The 18,811-nt window shown below is 69.6% G+C and carries 19 protein-coding genes and 1 tRNA gene; 9 read left to right on the top strand and 11 right to left on the bottom strand.

Going from position 1 to position 18,811, the window contains the following annotated elements:
• The first annotated feature begins 1,423 nt into the window (after positions 1-1,423).
• From AB0O34_RS15825 to serS, 3 genes are all read left to right on the top strand, one after another.
• On the top strand, positions 1,424-2,872 hold the full coding sequence (locus AB0O34_RS15825; protein WP_363916103.1) for a glycosyltransferase 87 family protein: 1,449 nt from the start codon (positions 1,424-1,426) through the stop codon (positions 2,870-2,872).
• A 99-nt stretch (positions 2,873-2,971) separates the two neighbouring features.
• Positions 2,972-3,892 carry a prephenate dehydratase gene (pheA, locus tag AB0O34_RS15830; protein WP_363916105.1) on the top strand — a complete coding sequence of 307 codons (921 nt, stop codon included), beginning with the start codon at positions 2,972-2,974 and terminating at the stop codon, positions 3,890-3,892.
• Between the two features lie 62 nt (positions 3,893-3,954).
• Positions 3,955-5,217 carry a serine--tRNA ligase gene (gene serS, locus AB0O34_RS15835; RefSeq protein ID WP_363916106.1) on the top strand — a complete coding sequence of 421 codons (1,263 nt, stop codon included), beginning with the start codon at positions 3,955-3,957 and terminating at the stop codon, positions 5,215-5,217.
• 163 nt (positions 5,218-5,380) lie between these two features.
• Here serS and AB0O34_RS15840 read toward each other — a convergent pair whose 3' ends face one another.
• Entirely contained in the window at positions 5,381-5,584 is a 204-nt protein-coding gene (locus AB0O34_RS15840; RefSeq protein ID WP_262840623.1) for a cold-shock protein, read from the bottom strand.
• Positions 5,585-5,822: 238 nt separating this feature from the next.
• On the opposite strand from AB0O34_RS15840, the gene AB0O34_RS15845 reads away from it, so the two are divergent.
• A complete protein-coding gene (locus AB0O34_RS15845) occupies positions 5,823-6,620 on the top strand; it encodes an HAD-IIB family hydrolase (protein WP_363916108.1) in 798 nt (265 codons plus the stop codon).
• Here the strand turns inward: AB0O34_RS15845 and AB0O34_RS15850 are convergent, their stop codons facing one another.
• Both AB0O34_RS15850 and AB0O34_RS15855 read right to left on the bottom strand, forming a co-directional pair.
• On the bottom strand, positions 6,621-7,151 hold the full coding sequence (locus AB0O34_RS15850) for a bacterial proteasome activator family protein (protein WP_363916109.1): 531 nt from the start codon (positions 7,149-7,151) through the stop codon (positions 6,621-6,623). It lies immediately after the preceding gene.
• Between the two features lie 15 nt (positions 7,152-7,166).
• A complete protein-coding gene (locus tag AB0O34_RS15855) occupies positions 7,167-8,123 on the bottom strand; it encodes an NAD(P)H-quinone oxidoreductase (protein WP_363916111.1) in 957 nt (318 codons plus the stop codon).
• Between the two features lie 114 nt (positions 8,124-8,237).
• On the opposite strand from AB0O34_RS15855, the gene AB0O34_RS15860 reads away from it, so the two are divergent.
• Complete coding sequence (locus AB0O34_RS15860) at positions 8,238-10,454, top strand: AAA family ATPase (RefSeq protein ID WP_363916112.1); 2,217 nt, start codon at positions 8,238-8,240, stop codon at positions 10,452-10,454.
• A gap of 11 nt (positions 10,455-10,465) precedes the next feature.
• Here AB0O34_RS15860 and AB0O34_RS15865 read toward each other — a convergent pair.
• The 7 genes from AB0O34_RS15865 to AB0O34_RS15895 form a co-directional block, all read right to left on the bottom strand.
• Positions 10,466-10,555, bottom strand: a tRNA-Ser gene (locus AB0O34_RS15865).
• A gap of 63 nt (positions 10,556-10,618) precedes the next feature.
• Complete coding sequence (locus tag AB0O34_RS15870) at positions 10,619-11,344, bottom strand: TIGR03943 family protein (protein ID WP_363916130.1); 726 nt, start codon at positions 11,342-11,344, stop codon at positions 10,619-10,621.
• A gap of 5 nt (positions 11,345-11,349) precedes the next feature.
• Positions 11,350-12,276 (bottom strand): permease, encoded by a 927-nt coding sequence (locus AB0O34_RS15875; protein ID WP_363916114.1) that lies wholly within the window; start codon positions 12,274-12,276, stop codon positions 11,350-11,352.
• Positions 12,277-12,456: 180 nt separating this feature from the next.
• Positions 12,457-13,344 carry an NUDIX hydrolase gene (locus AB0O34_RS15880; RefSeq protein WP_363916116.1) on the bottom strand — a complete coding sequence of 296 codons (888 nt, stop codon included), beginning with the start codon at positions 13,342-13,344 and terminating at the stop codon, positions 12,457-12,459.
• 97 nt (positions 13,345-13,441) lie between these two features.
• Complete coding sequence (locus AB0O34_RS15885) at positions 13,442-13,702, bottom strand: DUF418 domain-containing protein (protein ID WP_363916117.1); 261 nt, start codon at positions 13,700-13,702, stop codon at positions 13,442-13,444.
• The gene (locus AB0O34_RS15890) at positions 13,699-14,520 is read right to left on the bottom strand and encodes a hypothetical protein (protein WP_363916119.1); all 822 of its coding nucleotides are present in this window, start codon (positions 14,518-14,520) and stop codon (positions 13,699-13,701) included. The genes AB0O34_RS15885 and AB0O34_RS15890 overlap by 4 nt, the downstream gene beginning before the upstream one ends.
• Positions 14,521-14,710: 190 nt before the next feature.
• Positions 14,711-15,946, bottom strand: coding sequence for a hypothetical protein (locus AB0O34_RS15895; RefSeq protein WP_363916120.1), 1,236 nt, complete (start codon positions 15,944-15,946; stop codon positions 14,711-14,713).
• A gap of 568 nt (positions 15,947-16,514) precedes the next feature.
• On the opposite strand from AB0O34_RS15895, the gene AB0O34_RS15900 reads away from it, so the two are divergent.
• From AB0O34_RS15900 to AB0O34_RS15910, 3 genes are all read left to right on the top strand, one after another.
• Positions 16,515-16,805: a hypothetical protein gene (locus AB0O34_RS15900; RefSeq protein ID WP_363916121.1), complete on the top strand. Its 291-nt coding sequence runs from the start codon at positions 16,515-16,517 to the stop codon at positions 16,803-16,805.
• Positions 16,802-17,281, top strand: a complete 480-nt coding sequence (locus AB0O34_RS15905; RefSeq protein ID WP_363916122.1) for a hypothetical protein — start codon at positions 16,802-16,804, stop codon at positions 17,279-17,281. Before AB0O34_RS15900 ends, AB0O34_RS15905 begins: the two co-directional genes overlap by 4 nt.
• A 174-nt stretch (positions 17,282-17,455) precedes the next feature.
• The gene (locus AB0O34_RS15910; protein WP_363916123.1) at positions 17,456-17,632 is read left to right on the top strand and encodes a hypothetical protein; all 177 of its coding nucleotides are present in this window, start codon (positions 17,456-17,458) and stop codon (positions 17,630-17,632) included.
• A gap of 43 nt (positions 17,633-17,675) precedes the next feature.
• Here AB0O34_RS15910 and AB0O34_RS15915 read toward each other — a convergent pair whose 3' ends face one another.
• Entirely contained in the window at positions 17,676-17,999 is a 324-nt protein-coding gene (locus AB0O34_RS15915) for a MazG-like family protein (RefSeq protein WP_363916124.1), read from the bottom strand.
• Positions 18,000-18,226: 227 nt separating this feature from the next.
• Between AB0O34_RS15915 and AB0O34_RS15920 the strand changes: the two genes are divergently transcribed.
• Positions 18,227-18,787, top strand: a complete 561-nt coding sequence (locus tag AB0O34_RS15920; RefSeq protein WP_363916125.1) for a type IV toxin-antitoxin system AbiEi family antitoxin domain-containing protein — start codon at positions 18,227-18,229, stop codon at positions 18,785-18,787.
• The last annotated feature ends 24 nt before the right edge of the window (positions 18,788-18,811 follow it).

An 18,811-nucleotide genomic window follows, 5' to 3' on the forward strand; every position in this document is an offset into this window, starting at 1 on the left:
CGCCGGCCCCCCGGACATCCAGGGACGCCCGACGGCTCCCTCGGGAACGGGCGCGCCGAGCACGTCCAGGACCGTGGTGGTCAGGTCGGTGATGGTGACCAGGGCGTCCTGGCGGGTGGAGGAGGCGGTGAGATGGCCACGGCGGTAGGGATCCCCGGCGGGTGACGGCCCTTCGGCCATGGCCACGTGGAGGTGCGAGGTGGCCGACGCGTCGGACAGGCCGGCGACGAGCGTGGTGGCTCCGGCGGGCAGCAGCCGCAGGATCTCGCCGACCCGGCGATCGGCGTTCGCCACCGCCTGGGCGCGGGCTTGCCCGGTCAGGTCGGGGGGAGTCGCGGTAGTGGTCGCCCCGGACTGGGTGATCCAGGCTCGGGCGAGGTCGTCGACGTCGGCGACCACCAGGGCGTACCGGCTGAGGTCGCCGAGGGCTCCGGCGTTATCAGCATATTTTTGGATCTTCCCGGATTTGTCGGCTGCGCCGAGCGCGGCTCCGGGACCAACGGCCGCCACGGTACCCCCGGCGTCGCGCACGGCCTGGCCGAGCAGGCCGATGGTGGCACGGTAGGACGTGGCCGCGTTGAAGGACGCCAGCTCCGCCCACCCCGGCACGGTCGCCGAGCCGTCGGCGGACATCTGTGGTGCCGGGGGAAGGGCGCATTCGCTCGTCGCCGAGCCCGCCCGCTGGCCTGCCGAAACCGTCAGCCAGCCGGCGACGGGGCAGGTGCTCGGGTGGTTCGGCCGGGGATAGGCGCGGATGGACATCGACGCCGACGCGCTCTTCCCGACCAGCGCCCACAGGGTCGGCGTGCCGGCCTCGCTGAGATCAGCCCACTGCAGCCCGGGGACACCGACCAGCACCACCTGTCCCGACGGCGCCATGTGGCCGCTTTCAGGAGCACCGCCACGCGAAGCCGCCTGCGCCGTGCCGCCGCCGCAGAGAGCGACCACCCCCAGGACACACACCACCACGCCCCAAGCCCGCAGCGAACGCCGGCGCTCGGGGCGTGGGAGGGGGACGGCTTCTCGCATGTGCACCGGGAACCTCGCTTCCACCCTCTGATGACGACTTCGCCCTGGAAACCATAGCCAGAACCCCGGACCCTCTTCGCAGCCCGAAGATCATCTTGTGGATAACTCGCGAGAACGAGGGTCGACCACAGTCCGGATTCGTGAGGGTGGACGACAGGTCGGGTTCGTGAGGGTGGGCCGCGACCCCGGATTCGGGAAGGTGGGCCGTAAATCAGGTTTGGCGAGGGCGGAACCGTGGATCAGGTCTCACTGGGGTGGGCCGGCGGATCTTCGCGAGGGTGGAGGACGAATGGGGTTTCGTGGGGGTGGGCTGCGGGTCGGGGTTGGGTGGGTGGAGCGTGGGGCGGGATTTCGGGGGAAGGCGGTAGCCTGCCAGCTCGTGGGGACTGGTGAGATGGCGGTGGCCGGGCGGCGGTGGTGGACATGGCCGCTGATCTTGCTGATCGTCGGCGTGGCCGCGGTCCCGCTGGTGAGTTACTGGCTGACCAATCCCGCCGATCAACGCCTGGTCGACCTGGACGTCTACCGCACCGGCGGCGAGAGCGTCCTGCTGGGGCTCCCGGTCTATGACGTGATCACCCCCGCGCCGCAGCTGCTGCCGTTCACCTATCCGCCGATCGCCGCGCTGCTGGCCACCCCGCTGGCCGCGGTGTCATGGCCGGTGGCCCAATGGGTGTGGACGGTCGGAGTCCTGGCCTGCCTCGCCGTGACGGTCTGGTACAGCTTCCGCGAGCTGCTCGCACGCGCCGAGCACCTCGTACGTCCCCGGCTGAGGGCGTGGGCGCTCGGCGTGCTCGGTGGCGTGCTCACGGTCGCGTGCATGTATCTCATGCCGATCAGAGACCAGGTCCGGTTCGGCCAGGTGGACATCCTCCTGGTGATGCTCTGCCTGGTGGACTGCGTGGCGCGCAGACCCGGATGGCCGCGCGGGATGCTGATCGGGCTCGCCACGGCGGTCAAGCTCACCCCCGGCGTTTTCCTGATATATCTGCTGATCACCGGCTTCGGGAAGGACGCCCTGCCCGAGCAGCGGAAGACCTTCTTCATGGCCGTGTTCACCACGGCGCTGCTGACGGTGCTGCCCTTCCTGGTGATCCCGCATGACGCCGCTGGTTTCTGGTTCTCCGCCCTGCTGGACTCCGATCGCGTGGGCTCCAACACCTCCACGACCAACCAGTCGATCCGTGGGATGCTGCTCCGCCTCTACCTGCCCGGATGGCTCACCTCGGTGCTCTGGCTCGCGCTGGTGGCCGTGGTCGCGTGGTACGGCTTCCGCCACGCCCGCCGGGCCCTGCTCGAAGGCGACCGGATGACCGCGGTGGCGCTGACGGGCCTGATGGCCGTGCTGCTCTCACCGGTCGCCTGGATCCACCACCTCGCCTGGATGGTAGTGGCCCTCGCCGCGCTCGCCGGGTCCAGGCTCGGCACCGAGGAGAAGAAAGACGCGAGTCCGGACGAGGTCACAAAACGCCCCCGTCCGGGCGAGGTCCCAGAACATCTCACTCCGGCCGGGTGGAAGCGTCTCCGTGAGGTGTCCTGGCTCTTGGTCCCGGCGGGCGTCTGGATCTACTACGTGCTGCCGATCCCCTGGTGGGGCGTCTCGCTGCGCGCCGCGGGGATCCCCGTCCTCAGCCCCGTCGCCGGGCGGATCGTCCAGGACGCCTTCGGGCTCGGGGCGATCGGCGTCATGTGGCTGCTCGCCCGCCGTACCAGCGGCTCCCGAGCCACATCGGCCCGTACGAGCGGCTCCCGAGCCACGTCGGCCCGTACGAGCGGGCCAGGAGCCACCACGGGCCGTACGGCCGGCACCGAGCCGGTCGCCTCGCCCACGCCCCCCGCCTGACCGGCGGCGAGCGTGGGCCCCATGTCGTCCCACGTAAAATCGGGTAAAGGCGCAGATATGCCGGGTAGGGGGTGGTCCTCGCCCGGTAGCCTCTCTGGTATGCCGAAACTCGCCTACCTCGGACCCGAGGGCACCTTCTGTGAAGCGGCCCTGCGGATCCTCGCACCGGATTCCGAGCGCCTGCCCTGTGCCAATGTCACGGCGGCGCTGGAAGCGGCGCGGAGCGGCGAGGCCGACGGCGCCGTCGTCCCCCTGGAGAACTCGGTCGAGGGCGCGATCACCGTCACCCTCGACGAGCTGGCCTGGGGCGAACCGCTCCTGATCACCTCCGAGCTGCTGCTGCCCGTGGAGTTCTCGCTGCTCGTGCGGCCCGGCACCGCGATGCCGCACATCAAGCGGGTCTACACCCACCCGGCCGCGATCACCCAGTGCCGCAACTTCCTGGCCCGCGAGCTGCCCGACGCCGTGGTCGTCGCCGCGCCGTCGACGGCCGCCGCCGCGCTGGAGGTGTCCATGTCCGGCTCGCCGTACGACGCGGCGATCGGCCCGGCCATAGCGGGCGAGCACTACGGCCTGGTCGAGCTGGCGTCGCGCATGGGCGACCGCGACGACACCGTCACGCGGTTCGTGCGCGTCTCCCGTCCGGGGCAGTTGCCCGAGCCGACCGGGGCCGACCGTACGTCCCTGGTGGCCTTCCTCCGCGACGACCACCCGGGCGCGCTGCTGGAGATGCTGAGCGAGTTCGCGGTGCGCGGGATCAACCTGACCCGCATCGAGTCGCGGCCGACCGGCGACGGCATCGGGCGCTATTTCTTCCACTTCGACGCCGAGGGGCATGTCGTCGAGGCACGCGTCGGCGAGGCGCTTTCCGGCCTGCGCAGGCTTTCGGACGATGTGCGCTTCCTCGGCAGCTACCCGCGGGCCGACCGGCTCTCGCCACAGGTCAAGAGGGGCACGACCGACTCCGACTTCGCCGAGGCGGCCGACTGGATCGCCAGGATCCGCACGGGACAGGTGTAACAGATCACATCCGGTCGCAATAGGCGCGCGAGTGCCGCTCGGACATCGGTAGCCTTTGTTACGTGATTGACCTGCGTACCCTTCGTGAGGACCCGGACCGGCTACGGGCGTCGCAGCGTGCCCGCGGTGAGGACGACTCCGTCGTCGACACGCTGCTCGACCTGGATGAACGCCGCAGAAGCGCGCTGAGCGGCTACGAGTCGCTGCGCGCCGAGCAGAAGAGCGTCGGCAAGTCGGTGTCCACGTCCTCCGGCGACGAGCGGGCCGCGCTTCTCGCGCGGGCCAAGACGCTCGCCGCGAACGTGAAGGGCGCCGAGGCCGAGGCCGAGAAGCTCGCCAAGGAGCTCGACGGGCTGCTGATGGTCGTGCCCAACATCATCGAGGAGGGCGCCCCCGCCGGCGGCGAGGACGACTACGTCGTGCTGGAGGAGGTCGGCGAGAAGCCGAGCTTCGACTTCACCCCCAGGGACCACCTGGAACTCGGCGAGATGCTCGGGGCGATCGACACCGAGCGCGGCGCCAAGGTGTCAGGGGCCCGCTTCTTCTTCCTGACCGGCGCCGGCGCCCGGCTGCAGCTCGGCCTGCTCAACATGGCCATGCAGCAGGCGATCGAGGCCGGCTTCACCCCGATGATCACCCCTGTGCTGCTCAAGCCCGAGGCGATGGCGGGCACGGGCTTCCTCGGGTCGCACGCTTCGGAGGTCTACCGGCTGGAGGCCGACGACCTCTACCTCGTCGGCACCTCAGAGGCTCCCATGGCCGCCTACCACTCTGACGAGATCCTCGACGGGAAGTCCCTCCCGATGCGCTATGCCGGGTGGTCGTCGTGCTTCCGGCGTGAGGCGGGGTCGTACGGCAAGGACACGCGGGGCATCATCCGGGTCCACCAGTTCGACAAGGTCGAGATGTTCTCCTACTGCCGCCCTGAGGATGCGCGTGAGGAGCACGCTCGCCTTCTCGAGTGGGAGAAGGAGATGCTGGCGAAGGTCGAGCTTCCGTACCGGGTGATCGACACCGCCGCGGGCGACCTCGGTTCGAGCGCCGCGAGGAAGTTCGACTGCGAGGCGTGGCTCCCGACGCAGAACCGCTACCTGGAGCTGACCTCGACGTCCAACTGCACCGAGTTCCAGGCCAGGCGGCTCGCTGTGCGCTACAGGGACGCGGAGGAGAAGCCGAGGCACGTCGCCACCCTCAATGGCACCCTGGCGACCACTCGGTGGATCGTGGCCATCCTGGAGAACCACCAGCAGGCCGACGGCTCGGTGGTGGTGCCCAAGGCACTGCGCCCATATGTCGGACTGGACGTCCTGGAGCCGGTCAAGTAGCCGTGTTTCAGGGAGAGTAAGCCGCTTATCCCAACTTGGGGCTAAGCGGCTTACTCTTGCGCTGTCTGTTACGAATGTCCGCTTTGTCAGAACAGGCGGGCGGGTTATACGACACGAAGGCGGGGCTCGCCTGACGCGAACCCCGCCTTCTGTGTGTCAGTGGTCAGACGGCGCGGACCTGCGACGCCTGCGGGCCCTTCTGCCCCTGCGTGACCTCGAACTCGACGCGCTGGCCGTCTTCGAGGCTGCGGTAGCCGTTGCCGACGATCTCGGAGAAGTGCACGAAGACATCCGGAGCTTCACCGTCGGGTGCGATGAATCCGTAGCCCTTCTCGGCGTTGAACCACTTGACGGTTCCCTGAGCCATTAAAGCTCTCCCTGCAATTGATCTTGGGGTTCACACCTCGCGAACCCCGGGTTGTGTCGCACAGCTTCCCGGGGCCGCTCAGACAGTCAAGCTGGTTCTGCACATCGGGTTCAGCTAATACAACGCCACCACATCTAACACCATCAGAGGGCCTTTGTTCCCCCTCCTGGCGAGATTCTTTTACTCTCTGGGCGTGACGCCGGAGCTAGGCCCAGCACAGTGCAAACTAGACGTTGTTATGGTCAGCCCCAGACTCGTCGCCACCGACCTGGACGGCACCGCCCTTCGGTCGGACGGCACCGTCTCGCCGCGCACTGTGGCCGCGTTCGCGCTCGTCGAGAAGGCGGGCGCGGTCCTTGTGTTCGTCACCGGCAGGCCGCCCCGCTGGATGGGCAACGTCGCCGGGGCCGTGCGCCACCGCGGGCTCGCCATCTGCGCCAACGGGGCGCTCGTCTACGACCTGCACACCGAGCGCATCGTGGAGTCCCACCTCATCGGCCCCGAGGTGCTCTCAGAGGCGGTGCGCCGCCTGCGCGGCCGGCTTCCCGAGCTCAGCTTCTCCGTGGAGTACGAAGGCGGGTTCGCCCACGAGACCGAGTTCAGGCTCGGCGGGTGGGACAGCCGCGAGGTGTCAGGGCTCCGCGTGGGCGCCGCCACGCTCACCTCGCAGCCCTGCGCCAAGCTCCTGGCCTACCACCACAACATGGACCCCGACCTGCTGCACGTCATCGTCACGGAGGCGGTGGGCGACCTGCTGACGGCCACCCACTCCAGCGGCAGGGCGCTGATCGAGATGAGCGCGCTGGGGGTGACGAAGGCCACCGCGCTCGCCGCGCTCGCCGGACGTCACCTCATCAGCTCGGAGGAGGTGGTGGCGTTCGGGGACATGCCGAACGATCTCCCGATGCTCGACTGGGCCGGCACGTCGTACGCCGTGGCGAACGCCCATCCGGACGTGCTGGCCGCCGTCACCGATGTGACGGCGGCCAACGACGACGACGGGGTCGCTCTGATCCTCGAGAAGCTGTACGGGTGACTACAGGTAAGGGCCGGAAGCGCGGTGCGGCGGCTGCTGCTCCTCCTGTGACATGCCACCGGGCAGGGCACGCCGCATCTGCTCCAGCTGAGCCCGGGCGGCCATCTGCTGCGCGAACAGCGTCGTCTGGATGCCGTGGAACAGGCCCTCCAGCCAGCCGACCAGCTGGGCGTGGGCGACGCGCAGCTCGGCGTCGCTCGGCGGAGGACTGTCGTCCCCACCGGTGAACGGCAGGGACAGCCGCTCGAGCTCGTCGACGAGCTCGGGGGCGAGCCCGTCCTCCAGCTCCTTGATAGAGCTCTGGTGGATGTCCTTGAGTCGCTTGCGGCTCGCGTCGTCGAGAGGCGCCGCGCGGACCTCCTCAAGGAGCTGACGGATCATGCTGCCGATCCGCATCACCTTCGCGGGCTGCTCCACCAGCTCGGCGACCGAGCGCTCCGAACGCTCCTCGTGCTCGCCGTTCTCCCCCTCGACCGTCAGGCCATCGGGGCCGACGACCAGGATATGCGGGGTGCTCTCCTCAGCATTCATGCCATTCAACCTAGCTCACCTGGCCAACAGGACTTTCCCGATGTGGTCACCGGATTCCAGGATCCGGTGGGCCTCCGCGGCCTCGGCCATCGGCACCACCGCGTGGACGATCGGCCGGACCGCTCCCGCGGCCACCAGAGGCCACACGTTCTCGCCGACCCCGCGGACGATGACGCCCTTCTCCGGCACCGGCCGGTTGCGCAGGCCGGTGGCGTGGATCGAGGCCCGCTTCGCCAGCATCGCGCCGAGGTCGAGCTCACCCTTCGAGCCGCCCTGGAGGCCGATGACCGCCAGCCGCCCGCCGGTGTTCAGCACGGAGATGTTCTTCCGGAGATACTTCGCGCCCATGATGTCGAGGACCACGTCGGCGCGGACCTTCTCGGCGAAGTCCTCCTCGCGGTAGTTGATCGCCTCGTCCGCTCCGAGTTCGAGACAGCGCGCGACCTTCTCCGCCGTACCCGCCGTGGTGATCACGTGGGAGCCGAGCGCCTTGGCGAGCTGGATGGCACAGGTGCCGATGCCGCTCGCACCGCCGTGGACCAGGAGCGTCTCCCCGCGCCGCAGCCGCGCCGTCATGAAGACGTTCGACCACACCGTGGAGGCGACCTCGGGCAGTGCCGCGGCCTCCACCAGCGTGATCCCGGAGGGGGCGGGAAGCACCTGCTCCCACGGCACGGCCACCTTCTCGGCGTAGCCACCGCCGGCCAGCAGCGCGCACACCTCGTCCCCGGGTGCGAACCCCTCGACGTCCTCGCCGACCTCGGCGACGACTCCGGAGCACTCGAGGCCCGGGTACTCGGGGGCACCGGGGGGAGGTGGATAGAAGCCCTGCCGCTGCATCAGGTCGGCGCGGTTGACCCCGGCGGCGGTCACCTCGATCAGCACTTCTCCCCGTGTGGGGCGGGGATCTGGAACCTCCCGCCACTCCAGCACCTCGGGTCCACCGGGCTGGGAAACAACGATCGCGTGCATGTGACCAAACTATCCGGGTAGCCAAGTCGGCGGTTGACCACGTTGGTCGTGATTGCGGGCGGTAATCTTCAATCTATTTGCTGCCCCTTTAGCCCAGTCCCGAGGGGGAACACGGTGGCAAGACACGATCGTGAGGATCCTCATTCCCTTGAAGAGCAACTCGCCTGGCTCGACGCCATCAAGGAGAACGAGGAGGCGCCCGTCCCGGTGACCGTCACCGCGGACGACACCGTCGTCTCGCCATATCCCAAAGACCCCTGGGCCATGGTTCCCGCGGAGCCTCCGGCGGCCTCGTCGCCGCTGTTCCGCGCCGCAGGCGATCCGGTGCACGGCACCACGCAGCCCGACGACACCGCCGCCGAGCGCGGCAAGGGGGATACGACCGAGCTCACTCCACCGGCTGCCGAGCGTCTCGGCGGCTGGGGCAAGAAGGACGACGTGCCGCCGTCCTCGCCGGGCGGCGGGCGCGACAGCGGCGCCTTCTCGGCGCCGATCACCGGGCCGTCCGAGCCGCTTTCCCGCTCCGACACCTCCTCGACCGCGGGAGGCGCCTTCGGCGAGCGAGGCACGTCCTCGGGTGCCGGCGCGTTCGGCGAGCGTTCCCCGTCCTCCGGGAGCGGCGCTTTCGGGGCCTTCGGCGAGCGCCGGCCGCCTTCCGGCGCCGGCGCGTTCGGCGAGCGGCCGTCTTCGTCTGGCAGCGGTGCGTTCGGTGAGCGCCGGTCGCCCTCGGGTGCCGGCGCTTTCGGCGAGCGTCCCGCCGCGCCTTCCGGCGGCGCTGCTTTCGGGGAGCCCGCTTCGCCGGCCTCTTCGGCGTCACTGTCGGCCTCTTCGCCGGCTGCCGAGCAGTCCGTCAGCGACGACACCGACAGCTTCACGTTCGGCTCGCTCACCGAGGAGTCTGCAGGCGACACCGGCTCCGGCTGGGTCCCCCTGGGGCCCCTCACGCCCGGCAAGGACGAGGCGGCGAAGTCGTACGAGCCGGAGCCCGAGACGACCGGCGAGCAGTCGGTGCGCGGCTGGCTTGAGGCCGCGCTCCCGGCGGCGGAGACCGGCGAGTCCGACCCCGAGCAGGAGCGGTTCAACGCCTTCGTATCAGCGGGGGGCGCCGACACCGATGACGTCGTCGTGCCGCGCGTCGAGCACGCGCTGTACGAGCCTGAGAAGGCCCCGCCCGCGAATCGGCCGGCGGCGCCCGCCGCCGAACCCAAGGCGCAGGCCGCGCCCGCTGTGCCGAGCGTTCCGGCGGCCGAGCCGGTGACGCCGGAGCAGGCGCCCGAGGAGCAGCGTGAGCCATACAGGGCCCGCCGCAGGCAGTCTCCACAGCCGCCGTCCCTCCAGCCGGCCTTCGGCGCGCTCACCCGCCAGCCTGGAGCCGCCAAGGCGTCGACCGGGGTCAGGCAGACCGCCGACAGCCTCGACCCGGTGTCGTTGCTCCGTGGACGCAGGAACGCTCCCGCGGGCGGCTGGCGCAAGCTGGTCTTCAAGGCGTCCGCCGGGCTGATCAAGCCCGGTGAGTCGCCCGAGGTGCGCCGCCGCCGCGAGCTGGTCGCCCGCGCCCGTACGCCGGTCGCGACCGGGCATCACCGGGTGGCCGTCCTCAGCCTCAAGGGTGGTGTCGGCAAGACGACCACGACCGTGGGCCTCGGCGCCACGCTCGCGTCCGTACGGGGAGACCGGGTGATCGCGGTCGACGCCAACCCCGACCGCGGGACGCTGTCGGACAAGGTAGAGCTGGAGACGTCGGCGACCGTACGCGACCTGCTCAACGAGCGGCAGCAGATCAAGCGATATGTCGACATACGGGCGTTCACCTCACAGGCGCCGTCGCGGCTGGAGATCCTGGCCTCCGACCGCGACCCCTCGGTGTCGGAGGCGTTCAGCGCCGCCGACTACCAGTCGGTCGCCCAGGTGCTGGAGAACTTCTACTCGATCTGCCTGACCGACTGCGGCACCGGCCTGCTCCACTCGGCGATGTCCGGTGTCCTCGGCCTGGCCGATCAGCTCGTGCTGGTCAGCTCACCCTCGGTGGACGGCGCCAGGGCCGCGTCGGCGACCCTCGACTGGCTGGAGGCCCACCACTACGCCGACCTGGTCAAGGCCGCGACGGTGGTGCTGTGCAGCGTACGGCCGCGGTCGAAGTCGACCGTCGACCTCGACCAGCTGGAGGCCCACTTCGCCGCCCGCTGCCGCGCGGTGATCCGCGTGCCCTACGACCCCCATCTGGAGGAGGGCGCCGAGGTCGACCTCGACCGCCTGCAGCCGGCCACGCGGGAGTCGTACCTGCTCCTGGCGGCCTCGGTGGGCGACAACTTCGGAGGCGCCCACGTCTGACCGGGGGCCTGTGGCGGAGGGTGTGGGATTCGAACCCACGAGGCCGTCGCCGACCTGGCCGCTTTCAAGGCGGCTGCACTCGTCCACTATGCGAACCCTCCAGTGCGACACCAACGATAGCGGTGCCGGGCGGGCGTTCGCGCGCGAGTAGCAGTCGTTCGGTCCTATTCGTACGGCTCGTCGGGCTGCTTGACCTTGGCGACGGCGGTGGCTCTCATCTCGGGGGCCACCGTCCCCTTGGGCAGCTGGTCGTACGGGGTGGGCACCCACGTGCCCGTCACCTCGACCCATGTGTCGTCGCGAGGCGCGGGGACCCCGAGCACGGTCACCTTCAGGGGGAACGCGTCGGCCGCGCAGCACCGCAGCTGCATGCGGGTGAGGTACCACTGGCCCTTCTGCTTCGAGTGGACCGCGAAGCCGGTCAGCTTGACCTGCCTGTCCACGAGCGAGCGGTTCGCGTCGCCCCAGGCCCGGCCGATGAACTCGCCGAGCGGCATGACCGCCGGCCTGTCCCGCGCGAGGACGCCGTACGCTTCGGGCGCCGACGGTCGCGGCTGGGGCGTGTCGTCCCGTTCGGCGGCGAACGATCCGAGTGCGGGCGGGGTGATGAGGAAGATGGCGACCACCGGAAGGCAGAGCAGCCAGGCCACGCGAGGCCCGTGCCGGTGCTTCTCCTCCGATTCGTGTTCTGTGCCGGCCTGCGCCTTCGGGGTGTACGGCTTGCGCCACTCCTGGACCAGGCCGAGCACGCCCAGCGCGAAGATCACCAGGCCCGCCGCGATGAGCAGCGGCCGGAAGCCGGGTTTGACGTAGTTCAGGTAGATGGTGGACAGGGCGGAGACGCGCAGGATCGCCCCGCCGAGCAAGGTCATCACCAGGCTCTGGGCCATACGGTTCACAGGAGCACCCATCCCACCAGAACACTCACCAGCACGGCCACAGTGAACGTCAGCGGGACGAAGCGAACCGCGAAGGCCCGGCCGAACGTCCCCGCCTGCAACGCGATCAACTTCAGGTCCACCATCGGCCCGACGACCAGGAAGGCCAGCTTGGCGGTCGGGGAGAAGGCCGTGAGCGACGCGGCCACGAAGGCGTCCGCCTCGGAACAGATCGACAGGATGACCGCCAGCACCGCGAGGACCAGCACCGACAGCCAGGGGATGTCGCCCACGGACAAGAGCCAGGACCGCGGAACCACCACGTTCAGCGTCGCCGCGGTCAGCCCGCCGACGACCAGGAACCCGCCGGCGTGCAGGAAGTCGTGCCGCATCGCCGACAGGAACGACGCCCACCGGGACTCGCCCTCACGCGCCGTACGGGAAGGGATGCGCAGCCGGCCGGGACGTCCGAGCAGCTGCCAGATCCAGCCGACCAGCACGGCGACGATCAGGGAGGCGGCGAACCGGCCCACGACCATGAGCGGCTGGCCGGGGAACGCCACGGCGGTCGCCACCAGGACGACCGGGTTGACGGCCGGGGACGCCAGCAGGAAGGCGAGCGCCGCCGCCGGGGTCACCCCGCGCGCCATCAGGCCCGACGCCACCGGCACCGACGCGCACTCGCATCCGGGCAGCACGAGACCCGCCACGTCCGCGACGGGCACGGCGGCGTACGGCCGGCGCGGCAGCACGCGGGTCCAGAAGGACGGCGGCACGAATGCCGTGATCGCCGCGGACAGCGCCACGCCGAACACCAGGAACGGGATGGCCTGCACGCAGATCGCCACGAAGATCGTGGACCATGTGCGCAGGGCCGGTGCGGTCAGATGAGGTGAGAGGAGAAAATTGCCGAGCAACAGGAAGCCCACCAGGGGCACGAACACCCAAGGGAGTACCTGCGCTTCGGGAGCTCGCCGTCCCCACGTCGGCGGGGGGACCGGACTGTCGGGCTCAGCGGTCCAGTCGAGTGTGGTTCGGTCGCTCATAAATGATTTAAGGGGTATTTCTGGATAATGGGCGATATGAGCTGAGGGTCAGGTCTTGTGGGGTTCGACGTCTTGACGCTACACCCGTCCCCTTGGTCGCAGTTGCCCAAGTAGCCAACCGGGCCCGGTAACCTCGGCGCCCAGCTCCCGGACCCGCCGCCGGAGCTCGCGGTCAGCTGTCACGACCAGCACCCGCTCCCACGGCCTGGTCTGCCGGATCTCTCGTACCGTGTCCACGATCGTGTCGTCGCCGCTGCCGGGCGAGTCGATCACCGTCACGATGCCGTCGGAGCGGACGCCCCTGGCGGCTCCCTCGACGATCATGATGATCCGGGGGAACCACTTGGCCGGCGCGGGAAACCCCTCCGGAGGACGCAGTCCGTGCTTCGCCAGATCCTCGACGTCCTCCAGCAGGCGTTTGGCCGCACCGGCCCGGTCGCGCCACCAGCCGTGCTCCGCCCGCGCGCCCACGATGTTGGCCGCGTCAAGGATCACCACGGACGGCGGGAGGGCGGACTTGATCTCCGGCCAGGTCTCGGCGAAGCCGGGATGCAGCGTCTCGCCCCCGATCTCGTCGGCGGGCAGCCACCGCATCTCGGTGCTCTCGCCATTCGCCGGGGCGGAGGGGAAGCGGGCCTCCGCCTCCGCGATCACCGTCTGGAAGGACCAGCCGCCGTGGTCGTCGGTGTAGACGCCGAGGACGCGCAGGCCGTCGCCCTTCAGGGCGGCCTCCTCAAGGGCCTCCCGCATCGCGCCCGTTACGGCGTCCTCATGGCTGTCGAGGGCTCCTCCGGGAAGGCCCCAGGTGCCCCCGTGATGGCTCCACCACGACCGCTTCTGCATGAGGACGTGCGGGATGCCCCCGGTGTCGAAGTGCACGGCCAGCAGGCCCGATGACCCGTGCAGCCCCCAGTGCTGATGACCTCGCTCGCACAGCGCCCAGCCGTCGCCGTCCTTCGCCGCCATCCCTCTATCCTGCCTCAACTTCCCTAAGGCAGATCGAGAGCCCCCCGTAGCCGACCCGTACGTACGTCGCAGCCACGCTAGAAGGTCGTCGTCGGCGTCAAGGCAACAGCGGGCGGAGCTTCGCTCCAGATGGGGTGCGGCGCAGGGGTGGACGGCGGGCCCAGGTGGCCCAGCGCCAGAGCCATTCCAGGGGCCCTTGGCGGTAGCGGCGCAGCCAGAGCGTGGACACCAGCCACTGGGGAACGAGGATGGCTCCGGCGATCAGGAGCACCCTCCCCGAGGACCAGCCGTCCGGCGAGCCGCCGATGACGCGGGCGGTCACCAGGACGAGAAGCGTGGCGGACAGGTAGTTGGTCAACGCCATCCGGCCCAGCGGCGTGAACACCGCCTGTAGCGCCGGCCGGAGCGGCGTTTGAGCAGAAGCAGCAGGGCGCACACGTACGCGCCTGCCATCAGCAACCCAGCGAGGGCGAACCACGAGATGAAGGCACCCTCCGTGTCGCCGATCTGCAGCCACACGGCGGGCACCGCCCCCGCCGCGAACACCAGGCCCAGCGCGGCCGGGACGCGGGCGGAGCGCTCGATCCGGTCGATCACGCCGTACCGGGTCAGCGCCGAGCCCAGCAGGAACAGCCCGGGTACCAGCGGCACGCCGTTGCTGCCGAGGATCAGCGGCGTCGCGATGAGGACGGCGGCGAGCCCCGCGACGGCCCAGCGCGGCAGCCAGGTCGAGGGCAGCAGCACCAGCAGGCCGACGACGGCATAGATGGTCAGGACGTCCCCCCGCCACAGCAGGAACATGTGAACCAGGCCCATGACGAGCAACACCAGGAGCCGGCGAAGCAGGAGCACCCGTGGGTGGGGGACGTGGCGTCCCGCGGAGTCCAGCAGCAGCGAGAAACCGATGCCGAACAGCAGGGAGAAGATCGGGAAGAAGCGCTGGTCGACGAACAGCCCCGGCCAGGCGTCGTCCTGACTCGCCGCCACCGCAGGCTGGGTGACCGAAACGGTGTCGACCATGTGAGCGATCGGCTTGACGTTGGCCAGCAGGATCCCGCACAGGGCGAACCCGCGCAGCACGTCGAGCGCGGCGACACGCGGCCGGCCGGAGGAAGTCGTCGTGGGCCGTCCCAGTCCCGTGGCTTCCGGCATCGGGGGGAGCGTTTCATGTGCCATGGGGCCACATCCTGCGGCCCCCGATCCCGGCTCCGGATCGGTCGAACGTAGGGTTCGCGGCAGCCCCGGACCGTACTTCCGGCCGGTTGCGCACGAACAACGGGCCTCGCCTCGCTCGGACCGTGCTTATTTGAAGCTTCGCTTCGGCGAATCAGGAGTCGTAAGGATCTACAGTGCTACGTCGAGCGAGTCACGGCCTGGGAAGCGGGCCGCACAACTCCTGGTAGGCATCGCGCAGCTCGGCCGTTTCGGGCACGCGGCGCCTCTCAACGGCGGCGACCACCTCGGCCGCGCGCCAGTAGTTCGACGGCACCAGCAGGCCGCTCGTTATGGCGGTGAGCGTCGTGTGCCCGGCCTCGTCGGGTTGGTCAGACGCCAGGAGCGCCAGGGCGAGGTCCAGGCGCGCCGAGACGGCTCGTCGCGGGCGTGGCGGGCCGTGCTTCGTCGACTCCAACCGGGCGAGCACCTGACGGGCGTACGGCTCGGCAGCGGGATCTCCGAGCCATGACAGCGTCGTCGCGGTGTACGCGTCACTCTTGGCGGGGTCGTACCGGTAGTGATGTTCGGGCCGGTGAGGCGACGGCAGTGGCGCGACAAGCCGCGCGACCCGATCCAACGCGTGTCGTGTCTCCCGGCCGGCACCCAGCCGCGCCCAAGCCCTGCCCTCCTGCGCGGTCGCTTGGATGTACGCCGAGCTGCCCCTTGGCGCGACCCGCTGCGCGCTCTGCGCAAGGATCAGCGCCCGCTGATAGGCGCCCGCTGTGAGAACCTGCCACGCTTCCGTTTCCAAGCACCACGCCGCGATCTCGCGGTGCTCGGCATGCCTGGCCAGCTGGGCGGCCGTCCGGAGCCGCGCGGCACCGGCAGGGAACTGATGAAGGTCGATGTGGCAGGTGGCGGCGAGTAGCGACAGCCAGCCACCGGCCACGAGCAGGCGCCGATGCTCGGCGAGCGTCTTCTTGGCGTCGACCAGCCGGCAGACGTACGCCAAGTGCTGGCGGACCCGGCCAAGAAGCTCGGCCGGGGGTGTGCCGGGGTAGGCCACCGCGAGATCGTCAACAGCTTGCTCCAGCAACTCCAGAGTCTCCAAGCCCACATCACTGGCCGCGGCCCGTTGGGCCAGTTCCAACGCGTCGGTCTCATCGTCGCCCCAGGCAGCGCTGCCGGACCTCTCGTTGTCGAGCGACAGCTCCGACATCCCGATGCCGAACGCCCGGGCGTACAGCGTGGCGTACAGCTCGTTCGGGCGATGGGCGCCAGCTTCCCATGAGCGGATCATCCGCCGAAGGCTGTCGGTCTGCGGAAGGCGGTCACGGGTACGGGCGTCGGCCGCGTCGCGCAGCCGTACGGCCATGTCCTTCTGGCTCCACAGGCGGGTCCGCCGCTCAGCGCGTAGCCGGTCGGCCCAAGCCGGAACATCGTTCATCGCGGGTGCACCTCACTCAGGGGACACGGGGTTCTCCGCCTGCTTCCTCCAGTGTCCTCTTCCCGTCGCAGTCACGCAGCCTTGTGATGGAGCGACGTTCAGAGATGGCGGGACCCGCAGGCGCGCTCACGCCGTACGGGTCCCTTGATCGCATCGGAGTGCGACCCATGGTCAAGGCTAGAGCTATCCGGATCCGCTGGCAGGCCGACCGGCCACCGCTGCCGCTTGGCTGCCGGTGGTGCGGGCACGCCCCGTACGCCCATGACGCGTCCAGCCTGCCGCACCGTCGTCATCACCAGTGGGAGCAACCCACGACGGCACAGGTCCACGCGAGGCTCGCCACCCGGCGGCGCCTCGGACTGTGCGAGTCCTTCCCGGCCGCCGTGCCTGCGCGTCCGCTGAGGGTTCACCCTGCCGGTGTGCCCCGTCCAGGACGGCACGTACGGCCCGTCGCGGCGATCCCCTCCTTCCAAGGGCCAGGACACGCGCCGGACCGAGGATCAGGACGCTCGCCGGATACGCCGCCTTTCATCGGCGGGCGACAGCCGTACGAGAGCGCGGCGGCGGCGTGAGCCGGGAACCGGGCCGGCACCGGATCGGCGTACAGCCCGGCCAGGTACAGCCCCGACGCTGGGACCTGGCCAAACGCGCGGCAGCCGCCCAACTCGACCAACTGGAACCCGCCTGGCACATCGCCTACGGCGTCGGTAGCCGCAAGTTCACCGCCATCGCCATCTGGCAAGCGCCAAAGCCGCTCAGAGTCGAAGCACCCACCATCGAGGAACTACGCGAGCAGATACGCGAAGCCGAACTGGGCGCGATGCCCATGCCGGCCGACCTCATGGTGAGGGCATCATGACCTGCCCTGACGAGCACACCCACGAGCCCGCACACGCCGAAGACACACAAGTCGAGCCCGTCCAGACCCAGCTCACTAAGGTCGAGCCGGTTCACGTTCACGACGAATTCCTTCAGGTCGAGGGCGAGCCGCCCGATCCGTACGGTTTCCCGGCGACTGCGGGGCGTGGGGTCGGAGGATACATTCCCGCGCGCCGGGCGATCCTGACGCCCCCGGTTCCCAGGGAGTTGGACGTGCTGGTGGAGCAGCAGCTTGCCGTGCTCAGCCAGACCTACCCGGCCTGGCGGATCACCCGGGTACGACGGCCGGACGGGACCCCGGGCGGATGGTGGGCCACCCGTTACGCCCCGCTGACCCCAGCCCAGCGCGCCACGGGCCTGGTAGCCAGCATCGCCCGGGGCGACGCCATAGCCCTGGTAATGGAACTGGCCGTCCAAGACGAAATCGCCCACCAGAACGGCTACTCGGACACATGAGACCGACCAGCACGGCGGCTACGCCGAGACGTGAGAGCGACCAACACGATGGCTACGCCGACACGTGAGACGGTCCCGTACGCCGAAGGGTTCGGACGTACCCCATAAACGCGCGGCGGGCCTGAGCCAGGGGTGGCGGGGCCCGCCGCGTCAATCCTCCCAAGGAGAATCCGAATGTCCTCGCAGGCCGACTACGACAACGGCGACATCGCGGCGCTGGTCATAGCCGCCCTGTACACCATCAGCTGCCTGCTCCTGGCCTGGCTCGAACACCGCGCCGGCCAGCGGGACGGACTCCGGGGCAGCCAGCGGGACGAACATGGGGACGGGCGAGCGGGATGGATACCGTGACGCGCCGGACTCGTAGTAGCGGTTCTCTTGGGGAGCGTCGCGGTCAGTTCGTGGTCGTGAGTGAGCGGCTCGCCACCGCTGCCATGTGCGCCTTGAAGACGTTCGCCGCGTCGGGGTTACGGGTTCTCAGGGCGACCATGGCGGTGAGGATGACGTCGCACAACTCGCTGTCGACGTCGTCCCAGGTGTGGGTGAAACCCTTGCGGGGGTTCTGGCCGAGGACGCCGATGACGGCCTCGGTGACCTCGCCCGTCTCTTCCGACAGCTTCATGAACCGCAGGAGCAGCTCGACATCGGGTGCCAGCGTGCTTTCGGCGTCGAGCCAGGCTACGAGCCGGCCGACGGTGTCCCACGTTTCGGCGTCCATGGCCGCCCAAACTACAGCGCGAGCCCGGCATGGATATATAGGCCCGCTGATCGCCTTCCCCCGTGGCTCGCCGTCGTACCCTCTTAACCACCATCCTGTCGGGCACGCAATGAGCTGTTTCGGAAGCGGCCCACCAAGACGTTCGTGATTCATTGTCGATCGATAGAGCGAGTCATTGATGTATCGAATCCACCCCCTGGAACGGCTCCTTGGGTAGGATTCGATACATGGATCTTCCGAGGAGCTCTCGGCTTGAAGCGCGCTTGGCGGTGCTCTCCCCGACGTTCACGACAGCACAGGCCAGAAGGGCGACTATTTCACCGCGTGACCTGGCTGACCTGGCGTCAGCTGGCGATGTCGACGAGATCTCACGAGGCGTCTACCGTCGCGTGGAGGCTCCCGCGACCGCGCACCTCGACCTGCTCGCCGTCTGCCTACGGGCTCCACGCGCCGTCGTGTGCGGCGAGTCCGCCCTCGCGATCCACGAATTGATCGACGACATCCCGGCGAGTGTCCACATCGCGATCCCTCGAGGCACGCACCGTCCCTCGATCTCCTACCCGCCGACCACGGTCACACAGTACGCCGCCGAGACCTTCTCCCTGGCTATCGAGCGGTTCGAAGCGGCACCAGGCGAAAGGGTCCCCATATACAGCGCCGCACGTAGCGTCGTCGACGCGATGCGCCACCGTCGGCGCTTCGGTGAAACACTCGCGTTGGCCGCACTCGGCCGCTACCTCCGCCGCAAAGGCGCCAGCGGAACCTGTCAATTTGATCAAGGCAGTTGAGCTGGTCTAATTCTGTGTCAGCTT

The organism is Sphaerisporangium sp. NPDC088356, from assembly GCF_040685555.1.
GTDB lineage: Bacteria > Actinomycetota > Actinomycetes > Streptosporangiales > Streptosporangiaceae > Sphaerisporangium.